This is a genomic window from Pseudanabaena cinerea FACHB-1277, assembly GCF_014696345.1.
In the GTDB taxonomy this organism is placed as follows: domain Bacteria; phylum Cyanobacteriota; class Cyanobacteriia; order Pseudanabaenales; family Pseudanabaenaceae; genus Pseudanabaena; species Pseudanabaena cinerea.
In genome coordinates this window covers 18883-29986 of sequence record NZ_JACJPY010000056.1, presented here as the reverse complement: position 1 = coordinate 29986, position 11104 = coordinate 18883, and the positions used below count along the sequence as shown (strand labels likewise).

General features: G+C 46.6%; 10 protein-coding genes. 5 read left to right on the top strand and 5 right to left on the bottom strand.

Going from position 1 to position 11104, the window contains the following annotated elements; all coding sequences use genetic code 11:
- Positions 1-298: 298 nt before the first annotated feature.
- A complete protein-coding gene (locus tag H6F44_RS15605) occupies positions 299-949 on the bottom strand; it encodes a DUF4339 domain-containing protein (RefSeq protein ID WP_190351954.1) in 651 nt (216 codons plus the stop codon).
- 378 nt (positions 950-1327) lie between these two features.
- Between H6F44_RS15605 and H6F44_RS15600 the strand changes: the two genes are divergently transcribed.
- Entirely contained in the window at positions 1328-2155 is an 828-nt protein-coding gene (locus tag H6F44_RS15600) for a DNA-methyltransferase (protein WP_190351953.1), read from the top strand.
- A 17-nt stretch (positions 2156-2172) separates the two neighbouring features.
- On the opposite strand, the gene H6F44_RS15595 is transcribed toward H6F44_RS15600, so the two are convergent.
- On the bottom strand, positions 2173-2463 hold the full coding sequence (locus tag H6F44_RS15595) for a DUF7734 family protein (protein ID WP_190351952.1): 291 nt from the start codon (positions 2461-2463) through the stop codon (positions 2173-2175).
- Positions 2464-2569: 106 nt separating this feature from the next.
- Between H6F44_RS15595 and hisF the strand changes: the two genes are divergently transcribed.
- Positions 2570-3343, top strand: a complete 774-nt coding sequence (gene hisF / locus H6F44_RS15590) for an imidazole glycerol phosphate synthase subunit HisF (RefSeq protein WP_190351951.1) — start codon at positions 2570-2572, stop codon at positions 3341-3343.
- A gap of 35 nt (positions 3344-3378) precedes the next feature.
- Here hisF and H6F44_RS15585 read toward each other — a convergent pair whose 3' ends face one another.
- The 3 genes from H6F44_RS15585 to H6F44_RS15575 form a co-directional block, all read right to left on the bottom strand.
- On the bottom strand, positions 3379-4014 hold the full coding sequence (locus H6F44_RS15585; RefSeq protein WP_190351950.1) for a hypothetical protein: 636 nt from the start codon (positions 4012-4014) through the stop codon (positions 3379-3381).
- Positions 4015-4019: 5 nt separating this feature from the next.
- Positions 4020-4466, bottom strand: coding sequence for a T3SS (YopN, CesT) and YbjN peptide-binding chaperone 1 (locus H6F44_RS15580; RefSeq protein ID WP_190351949.1), 447 nt, complete (start codon positions 4464-4466; stop codon positions 4020-4022).
- A 114-nt stretch (positions 4467-4580) separates the two neighbouring features.
- Positions 4581-5924, bottom strand: a complete 1344-nt coding sequence (locus H6F44_RS15575) for a glycosyltransferase family protein (RefSeq protein ID WP_190351956.1) — start codon at positions 5922-5924, stop codon at positions 4581-4583.
- Positions 5925-6122: 198 nt separating this feature from the next.
- Between H6F44_RS15575 and btpA the strand changes: the two genes are divergently transcribed.
- From btpA to H6F44_RS15560, 3 genes are all read left to right on the top strand, one after another.
- Positions 6123-6962, top strand: a complete 840-nt coding sequence (btpA, locus tag H6F44_RS15570) for a photosystem I biogenesis protein BtpA (protein ID WP_190351948.1) — start codon at positions 6123-6125, stop codon at positions 6960-6962.
- Between the two features lie 309 nt (positions 6963-7271).
- A complete protein-coding gene (locus H6F44_RS15565) occupies positions 7272-9764 on the top strand; it encodes an ATP-dependent Clp protease ATP-binding subunit (RefSeq protein ID WP_190351947.1) in 2493 nt (830 codons plus the stop codon).
- Between the two features lie 161 nt (positions 9765-9925).
- Entirely contained in the window at positions 9926-11053 is a 1128-nt protein-coding gene (locus tag H6F44_RS15560; RefSeq protein ID WP_190351946.1) for a septum site-determining protein MinC, read from the top strand.
- Positions 11054-11104 lie beyond the last annotated feature (51 nt).

The following is an 11104-nucleotide window of genomic DNA, read 5'->3' as shown; positions in this document are numbered from 1 at the left end:
GTGATTTGTGCTTGACTCATGGCTGTTTGTTTCCTTTTCTACACAGTCTATATACAAATTATATAACCATCAAGCTTTTCGGGTAAACCAGCGATCGCACTACAAGATCGGTGATCGCACTCTAGCGGTTATCTGCGGACTGGTTAGGAATGAAAAATAAATAACTCGTGCATTCGGTTTTTAACGCCATATCAGGCTATTTCATTAGTAGGCTAATTGCACAACTTAATAAATTTTCATTCCTTACCGTGTTTCTCGCTAAACGGATCGCACCCCCCCCTACGCGAGGCTATCGCATTCACGATGCTCCCCTTTTTGTAAGAAGAATTGCTGCGGGAACCAAGCCTCCTATAGTACCAGATATCAAAGCTAGCATTCCAGCCAGAACAGCAAGCATATAATAACTTGAGGATAATTTTTTTTGATGTATGATCAAAATTGTTATTAGAGATGAATAAATAAGTGCAAACGTTATTGAAATAACAACGATAACTTCATATCCCGCACCTGACTTACCAAGGACTCCACCAACTATACCTCCAATAATTAGACTGAGAATGACGTGACTAATATGAAAGCCAACTGCTTCTGATATTTGCCTTTTGTAAGTAAAATCAAAGAAAAACTTAGCGATATTTCGATCTAAATCTGAATCTCTTACTCTGTTGTAATCTCTTCCTTCATAAAATGTTGAATTAGGAATCGGGGGAGGAGTGTTTCCTTCAAAAGCGGGAGGTGTATCACGGGGGAGAATGTCACCAAGTTCAGTCTCTCTTAATGTAACCCAACTTTTCATACCACTCTGCCATACAAAAGTTCCTGACCCAACTATTTTTTGAGAAATTAGATATTTTATTTCTTCTAAGGTAACTGGGCCTTTTTCAAATCCATCTTGAATGTAGTACCACATTAATAGAACTCCAAAGCCTAAATACTTATCTAAAGTCAAGGACACAACATCATTTTATGAGAGACATATGCTTTTTTGCAAGACCTTTGCTAATAATTGCGATCTAACGGCTTAATTAAGCGGCAAGCGATCGCCTATCAACTCAGCTCAAGAATCTCTGGCATTGTACGTTCTAATGATGTGTCATACACCGATCGCTTAATAATTATTTAACTTTATGATCGCCGATAATTTCTTGAAACTAATCAACGAAGAAAACCATTTTTGCTTGCCCAATCTCGGATCAAATCAGACAATCTCAAAGGGCTTTTCGGTTTGGCATAGCTAATTACTTTACAGCCCTCGCGCTCAACCTAGCGATCGCCCACTAACATACAATAGAGGTCAATCTTGATCTAAGTCCAATCAATAAACCTCATGACCGCACAGATAAAACCCAAAAAAAATGCCCCTCATGAGGTAAAAACCGATATTCCCAAATTGGTGTGGACAAACGATCAAAATTCCTATTTATATTATGGTGACAGCCTGAAACTCATGGCTGATCTACCTGCTGAAAGCGTAGATTGCATTTGGACTGATCCACCCTATAACCTTTCCAATGATGGCATCACCTGTGTCAATGGACGCATGGCAAAGGTCAACAAAGGCGAATGGGATCGTAGTCAGGGAGCAGATTTAGACCATGAATTTAACCGAACATGGTTAGCAGCTTGTTATCGTCTGCTGAAACCAACAGGAACGATCTGGGTGACAGGTACGCTCCATGTTTATCCATCGGTGGGCTTTGCCATGCAACAGCTTGGCTTTCGGATTCTTAACGATATTATTTGGGAAAAACCTGCGCCACCGCCAAATTTAGGTTGTCGCTGCTTTACCCATTCCACCGAGCTAATCCTATGGGCAACCAAAGCGCGTAAGGGCAAAGATCGCTACGTTTTTAACTATGAAGAAATGAAAACGGAAAATGGCGATCGCCAGATGAAAAATGTTTGGAGAATGGGCGCTCCCGCAAAAAACGAAAAAACCCATGGCAAACATCCAACTCAAAAGCCGATCGAATTGATTTCAAGATGTCTGCGAGCAAGTACAAACCTGAATGATCTAGTTTTTGATCCATTTTCAGGCTCCTCAACCACGGGCGTTGCCGCTTTGTCCTTGGGGCGCAAGTTTATTGGCTGTGAGGCAGACTCAGAGCATATACAACTCTCAATCAGACGATTAGAAAATGCTGTCACAGATTAACTTCGCCGATAAGCCGATTAATTGTTGCAAATCCTTTCTTGAAAATCCTTCCAAGGGATTGCTTGTTGGATATATTGCGGGCTTTGAGGTTTATAGGGGGCGGCGAGGCGATCAATAGTGAGAATTTCGGCGCGATCGCTGATTACTGGCACATCAGGATCAAAGGCAGTCGATCGCATCAATGAGCTAGAGAAACCTTTAAAGATCATCACTTCGTCCAGTTCATCATCAATTTTTAGTTTGACGACTAGCACTTCTTGAGGATGCTGTTGGCTATAGTTTTCTAAGATTTGACCTTGATTCTGCATAAGTTAGATTCTGGTTTGTCGCAAGTTTTAATTTAGCAGAGCGTAAAGCGCTTGATATAGGGCGGCTGACAGCTATACTAACCCCTAAGAGCGAGTAATCAAAATCATGTTAGCGAAGCGTATATTACCCTGTCTGGATGTGAAGGCTGGTCGAGTTGTTAAGGGCATCAACTTTGTGGATCTCAAGGATGCAGGCGATCCTGTGGAATTAGCCCAGATCTATAACCTTGCGGGAGCCGATGAATTAGTGTTTTTAGATATCACTGCCTCCCATGAAAATCGCGACACGATCTTAGATGTGGTCTATCGCACGGCAGAGCAGGTGTTTATCCCCCTCACCGTTGGCGGTGGTGTGCGAACTCTGGATAATATTCGTGATTTATTAAGAGCAGGGGCGGACAAGGTAAGTATGAACTCGGCGGCGGTAAGTGATCCTGATTTGATTAATCGCAGTAGCGATCGCTTTGGCAATCAATGTATTGTCGTTGCGATCGATGCAAGGCGGCGCAATGATCCCCTCAATCAGGGTTGGGATGTCTATGTGAAAGGGGGACGCGAAAATACGGGTATCGATGCGTTATGGTGGGTGCAGGAAGTGGTCAAGCGCGGGGCAGGGGAAATTTTATTAACGAGTATGGATGCCGATGGCACTAAGGCGGGCTATGACCTAGAGCTTACCCGTCAGGCTGCCGACTTGGTGGAAGTACCTGTAATTGCCTCTGGGGGCGCGGGTAATTGTGAACATATTTATCAAGCAGTGACCGAGGGGCGAGCTGAAGCGGCGTTGTTAGCCTCTTTGCTGCACTATGGCGAGCTATCAATTGCTGAAATTAAAGATTATTTGGGCGATCGCCAAGTACCTGTAAGGGCTTGCCTGTAAATTAAGAAACGGCGAAGCCGTTTCTTAATTTGGTGTTAAGGATGCACCTGCCCCAAAATTGCGCCGAGGCGATCGTAATCATCCTTAAGTAAAATGCTCAGTTTGCGTCCCGCCTGAACTAGCCAGTTGCGATCGCATTTTCTTGCTTGATAGACATTGCGTAATACTGCCGCAATCAGTTCATCAACGGGAGCATTGGTCATTTGTACCAAGGTTCGCAAAAAATTTAACTCATCGGTAAATACTTCGATTTCCTCCTGTTGGCAAGCGAAGACCGCTTGATGGATTTGCGGCGGTTGTGCGGGTAAATGTTGATAGACATTGCCAACTGAGACAAACCCCAATAGCACCACCTTAATTTCGGAGCGCAGCATGGCAAAAATTTGGGGTTGCTGTTCGCGCAATTCCTGAAGGCTCAGCCCCATTGCCACCGCCCGATGGATCGAATCTATGGGGGCAGTAGTGGCATGATAGACCACCCCATAGGTGACAATATGGCTTTGCTCATCCTGTTGTGATTTCACCCAGCTACCAAAGGCGGGCATCACAGGAAAATCCAGACTGTCAGGATCTAAACATTGCGCCAAAAATTCTGTTGTGGCGGTGGCAACCACTTCGGCGATGTGCTGAGGGTGGCGATCGCGACTAGTTTTAGGCAATGGCAGAAACATAGGCGCTAATTGAATAAAGTATCGGTGGCACGGCGACCGCCCCAACGTTCCACAATTTGATCATCGAAATGATCAGCGCTTTCTAGCACTTCCGTTAGGGCTAGCTTAAATTCATTGGCATCGCAGTTATTGCCAAGCAGCGTGACATGAAAGCGAATATCACCCTCATCTGCCATGCTAAAGCCCCCAAACCGAAAGTCATAATTTTGTCTGAGCAGAAAGCGTAATAGGTCTGGTCTAGTCTCAACCTCGGTTGCAACATATGCCCAGATATAAATAATTTCGTCTAGCGTCTCCGTATGGCGAATTTCCACAAGGACAGTTGCTGAGCCAATTTGCACACTAAACATCGGTTTGTCAGCGATCGGGATAGATACGCGATCGCAAATCTCAGGCAACCAGCCCGCGACTTTTTGGTAACAGTCTTGTTGAGATTGCGTCAGGAAATTCACGGTGAGGAAATAACTATTGATTTAATGTAATTTAATGATACAGGGCAGAAGGCGGTAATGCCAAAGCCCAAAACGGCTTAGATTTTTAAATGTTTGATCGGCACTTTGCACCTCTCAAACATCTTTCGGCATCTTCAAGTCGGCATCTTCAGTCGGCGCTAAACGATGTAACACGATCTGCGCTAGTTTGGTGGCGGCTCCTGCTTCGCCGCATACAGTCTTGAGGCGATCGCGCATTTTGACCAGTTCATCAGGCCGATCAAGGTAATACAGAATTTGCTCAGCGACTTGGGTGGGAGTAAGCACTCCTAATAATTCTGGCACGATCGCCGCCTTTGCCCAGATATTTGGCCAAGCTAACAATTGTCCGCGCCGTTGAATTTGGGAAATTAAAATCGAGTTAATCGTATTCGATAGCAATTTGCCAAGGATTGGCGCTGTGGCTAATAACCCCACTAAGCCATCCCAACCAACTTTCATATCTGAATAATTAGTTGGCAACAGCACGATCATCGGTTGGTGTAGGGCAGCTAACTCGGCAGTATTTGCGCCCACGGTCGTGACACAGAGTTGACTGCGTTGAATGAGAGCATGGGCAGGAAACTCGCGATAAATATCGATGATTGTGCCTTTGCGAGTCAATAACTGTTCACCCGCTAAACTTGCGGTTGCCCCTTGGCTATCGTCAGTTGGAAAAGGATTTTGAGCATAGGCAGCAAGTGCCTCAGGGCTAGTTGTGGGGGCAAGGGCGATCGCAAACTGGATTTCGGGACGCAATTGCTGCAAAATATCGGCGATCGCCACCACTAGCGGCACACCAATCCGTAATTTGTGACCCTTAGAGCCTGGCAGAAAACAAATTAGTGGGCGCGAGTCAGCCCGATCGCCCCGTTGTTGCCAATATTGCTGCAAGTCTTGAGGCTGTGCCGCATCCATCATCAAATCACCAATTACCTCAGCCTTGTCCCGAAATTGGGCAGGAATTTTCGCCGCGATCGCCTGATTTCGCACCGCCCAACAGTCAGCCCAGCGCAACCATCTGGCCTCCCATTCGGCATAGATTACAGTTTTGTAGCCTAATCGCTTCGCGATCGCCACCGCAAAAAACTGATCCCCCCCCAAAAAAACGACAACCCCCCGTTTCGACCATTGCCAAGCGGGAGTTCTGCCCCACAATAAAAAATCAAAAAATTGCGCCTCAGGCAATACGCGATCGACCAAGGGAAAACTTTGCGCCAATTGCACCTCCTGCCCACTGGCATTTTGGCAAGGCGAAAGGGCGATCGAAATACGCATACAAGGCTTTGCCGTCTCAGTCGCCAACTCAGTCGTCAATTTCACCAAGGCCTGCAAAAAAGGATAGACCCATGTGGTCAATTCGCCAGGACCATTGGATAGGATCAATATATCCGTCAGGTTGGCGGCATCACCAGCAGCCTTGAGAGTGGGATTAGTCATAGAACCAATAAAACAGATCGGTAAGGGGATGACAGTGATTGTCACAAATAATGGTAATTACTATGAAGCGATCGAATTCACGATAAAATGATGCACCCATAAGCGAGTTAAATTAAAAGCTAAGAACAAAATTTTCTTAGTTAATCACCCTCGTTTTTTGTTGATTTTTCTTGTTAATATTTTATAAACATCACGCATGTGGATTTAAATATTCTATTTGATACACCAAAACCCGTAATTGGAGTAATCCATCTTTTACCTCTGCCCACCTCACCGCGCTGGGGAAGCAGTCTCAAAGAGGTGATTGATCGGGCTGAACAAGAGGCTACTGCACTCGCCGCAGGGGGAGTACAGGGTATTATTGTGGAAAATTTTTTTGATGCCCCATTCACCAAAAATCGAGTTGACCCTGCGGTGGTCAGCGCCATGAGCCTAGTGGTGCATCGGGTCAAGCAAATGGTTGGCATCCCTGTCGGCATTAATGTCTTGCGAAATGACGGTCATAGTGCATTGGCGATCGCCTCCTGTGTGGGCGCTCAATTTATTCGCGTCAATGTGCTGATGGGAGTGATGGCAACCGATCAAGGCGTGATTGAGGGCGATGCCTTTCAGCTTTTACGTTACCGCCGCGAACTGGGCGTTGATGTGAAAATATTTGCCGATGTTTTAGTCAAACACGCTCAGCCCATCTCAGTACCGCAGATCACCGCCGCCGTCCATGACACGATCCATCGCGGGCTTGCCGATGCTGTCATTTTGTCGGGTTGGGCGACAGGCAACCCACCCACAATTGACGATCTGCACGAAGCAAAATTGGCCTGTGGCAGCACCCCTTTACTAGTTGGCTCTGGGGCAACATGGGACAATATTTCTCAACTGATGGAATATGCCGATGGCGTAATTGTCTCCAGTTCCCTCAAGCGCAATGGGCAGATTCAGCAGGCGATCGATCCGATTCGGGTTGGTCGTTTTGTGGATGCCGTGCGGTCTGGCATCGCCCATCACAAGCACAAACATATGGTTGAAGCCCGATCTTAACGATTTTCACTGTCTATTTTGCAGTCTCAATCCATTTCGCAATATTTATCTTGCAGTGTTTACTTGCAGTATTTATTTGTGACGGTTCTCAAAATTTATTGCCAACGGCGGTAAATACATGATCGCAAATTTTTAATCTGTCATTTAAAAGACAAATAACCTCTAAAAGTCCTCAAAAGCAGAAGATTCACCCAAAGAGAGATATTGCTACTTTCGTATAAAAGGAGAGAGAACCGTACACACAGAATGCTGCTAGGGCTATGCTAGTATTAACTTTAACCAGAACGCAGCAAAGTATGGGGAAACGCCATGTTTGAACGCTTTACAGAGAAAGCAATTAAAGTCATCATGCTGGCTCAAGAGGAAGCTCGCCGCCTCGGTCATAACTTTGTCGGCACAGAGCAAATTCTATTGGGCCTAATCGGAGAAGGAACTGGCGTTGCCGCCAAAGTACTTAAGTCCATGGGTGTAAACCTCAAAGACGCTCGCATTGAGGTTGAAAAGATCATCGGACGCGGCTCTGGTTTTGTCGCAGTCGAAATTCCTTTCACGCCTCGTGCTAAAAGAGTCCTAGAGTTGTCCTTAGAAGAGGCTCGTCAATTAGGGCATAACTACATCGGTACTGAGCATTTATTGCTAGGACTAATTCGCGAAGGCGAAGGTGTCGCCGCTAGAGTTTTAGAAAATCTTGGGGTTGATCTATCCAAAGTTCGTACCCAAGTAATCAGAATGCTCGGAGAGACTGCCGAAGTATCCGCAGGTGGCGGTAGCGGTGGACGCACCAAAACCCCAACCCTCGATGAGTTCGGCTCCAACCTGACCCAACTTGCCCAAGATGGCAAACTCGATCCTGTTGTTGGGCGGGAAAAAGAAATTGAGCGCGTGATTCAGATCCTCGGTCGCCGCACCAAAAACAATCCAGTCCTAATTGGTGAACCAGGTGTTGGTAAAACCGCGATCGCCGAAGGTTTAGCGCAACGCATTATTAACAGTGATATCCCTGACATTTTGCAAGAAAAGCGGGTTGTCACTCTTGATATCGGTTTGCTAGTTGCGGGTACAAAATACCGTGGTGAATTTGAGGAACGCCTCAAAAAGATCATGGAAGAAATCCGTACCGCAGGCAATGTGATCTTGGTCATCGATGAAGTGCATACCTTAATCGGCGCTGGCGCGGCAGAAGGCGCGATCGATGCCGCTAACATCCTCAAACCAGCCCTTGCTCGTGGCGAATTGCAGTGCATTGGTGCAACCACCCTTGATGAATATCGCAAACACATTGAGCGAGATGCTGCCCTAGAGCGCCGATTCCAGCCAGTCATGGTGGGCGAGCCTAGTGTCGAAGAAACCATCGAAATCCTGATCGGTCTACGTCAACGCTACGAAGAACATCACAAACTCAAGATTGATGATGAAGCCCTAGTTGCTGCCGCCAAGCTCTCCGATCGCTACATCAGCGATCGCTTCCTGCCCGACAAAGCGATCGATCTAGTTGACGAAGCTGGTTCTCGCGTGCGTTTAATCAACTCGCAGCTTCCTCCTGCCGCCAAAGAACTTGATAAAGAATTGCGTCAAACCCTCAAGGATAAAGATGATGCCGTTCGCAAGCAAGACTTTGACAAGGCTGCGGAACTGCGCGACAAGGAAATTGATCTAAAGCAGCAAATCCGCGCCCTCAGCCAAACTAAAAAGGCTGAGACTGCCAACGGTGAAGATGCTCCTGAAATTCGGGTGACTGAAGAAGATATTGCCTATATCGTCAGTTCTTGGACAGGCGTACCTGTTCTCAAGATTACCGAATCAGAATCGGTGAAACTGATGCAAATGGAGGAAACCCTCCATGGTCGTGTGATTGGTCAGGATGAAGCAGTGAAAGCAATTTCTCGTGCCATTCGTCGCGCCCGTGTCGGACTCAAGAGTCCCGATCGCCCGATCGCTAGCTTTATCTTCTCAGGTCCGACAGGCGTTGGGAAGACGGAGCTAACTAAGGCTCTCGCCGCTTATTTCTTCGGATCTGAAGATGCGATGATCCGCCTTGATATGTCCGAATACATGGAGCGCCACACCGTTTCCAAGTTGATCGGCTCGCCCCCTGGCTATGTTGGTTATAACGAAGGTGGTCAACTCACTGAAGCTGTGCGTCGCAAGCCTTACACTGTCGTACTGTTCGATGAAATCGAAAAAGCGCACCCCGATGTCTTCAACTTGCTATTGCAAGTATTAGAAGATGGTCGCTTGACCGACTCTAAGGGACGTACCGTTGACTTTAAGAACACCCTCTTAATCATGACCTCCAACGTTGGCTCTAAGGTCATTGAAAAAGGTGGCGGTGGACTCGGCTTTGATTTTGCCGCTAATCAAGAAGATGGACTATATTCACGGATTCGATCGCTGGTTAATGAAGAACTGAAGCAATACTTCCGCCCTGAGTTCCTCAATCGTCTCGATGAAATTATCGTCTTCCGCCAATTGACCAAGCCCGAAGTCAAGGAAATTGCCGACCTCATGCTCAACGAATTCTTCAAGCGTATGCTTGCTAAGGATATCGTCTTGACCGTGACCGAGCGTTTCAAAGATTTACTTGTGCAGGAAGGTTACAACCCCAGTTATGGGGCGCGTCCATTGCGTCGGGCGATCATGCGTCTCCTCGAAGACTCCCTGGCTGAAGAAATCCTTACGGGCAAAGTCCGTGAAGGCGCTTCGGTGACGGTGGATGTCGATGATGATGGCAAGGTCAAAGTGATTGAACAGAATGCGCTAAGTGGTGCTGAAAATAATCTTCAATTGCTACCTTCAGCATAAAACTAACTAGAACAAGGGGCTTAAGCCCCTTGTTTTATATTTTTGACTATAATTTTTGCTAATTTAGGAATTACGCAAATGATGTTTTACCGTGGGAGCAATTCATGAATTTCCTCCAAGGTAACATAAGAGTCTTAAAGCTTTTTGCCTGAGTCCTATAATTGTCAGCTAGCTTCCAAAATGTAAATGAGCGTCTAATTGCTGTGAAGTCAAATCCACTTTCTGCGCCAAGGTTCAAGTCAAATGCCGAAGACTTGTCATCGGCGGAAATGCCCGAAGTCATCGTCACACAGGATCATGATGAACCTAGGGGCTATATCCCTGCCCCATTAACAATCGCTGATGTGGAGGGTGGTGAACTCAAGCCTATACCCGTCAAACCTGCCAAGGCTTCGCCATCAGCCCCACAAGATTCTGAAATATTCCAAGTTCGGTTTAAGACCCTCGATGGCAAATTAAATTTGCTGCTGCCTAGTGAGAAAAGGGCGAGGCGAGAGTTTGGACAGCATCAAGGTAGTCAAGAGGTTGCCCAAGATGAGTCAGCAAAGTTAATCCAAATGTTTGGCAATAGTGATCGCTCCTCGCCGCAGTCTGAGGATGATCTGAGAAATACTCTAAATACGGAGGAGCAGGGCGAGTCCCTAGTGCTGAATTGGCAGGAGATTCTATCGCAGCTAGAGCAGCGCATGAAAGGCAGTGGGCATGATTGGAAGCCACGCACCCAAGTATATTTGCAAGCAGGCGATCGCTTGCTCGATACCAGACAACTGCAAGAATTATTTGAGGCATTGCAAAACTACCAACTTTTATTGCATTGCATCGTAACCAATCGCCGTCAAACCGCCGTCAATGCCGCCAGTATGGGCTTTTGTGTGGAGCAGGGTTCCACATTTACCGAACTGCTTGGCTTTAATCCGATCCCTGACGCACCCGCCGATGACCCCTTGTATATCAAAATGACCGTGCGATCGGGTGTGGAAATTCGGCATTCGGGCAGCATCATTGTGTTTGGTGATGTAAATGCAGGGGCTGAACTCATTTCTGAGGGAGATGTGATTGTCTGTGGCAAGCTCAAGGGCATGGCTCATGCGGGGGTAAAGGGCAATGCTCAAGCCATAGTCATGGCTTGCCATCTAGATGCCACCCAAATCCGCATTGGTAGTCTCATTGCCCGTGTCGAAAGCCCCAGCACCTATTTTTGTCCAGAAGTTGCCTTTGTCAGCCAACAGGGCGTTCCCGCCATTCAAATTGTCAAGGCGCTAGATTATTCCGCAAAAGTTAAGCAATAGTACCAATAAGCGCTAATATTTCCTGATACTCTGTCCTTTGCTAATCAGTAA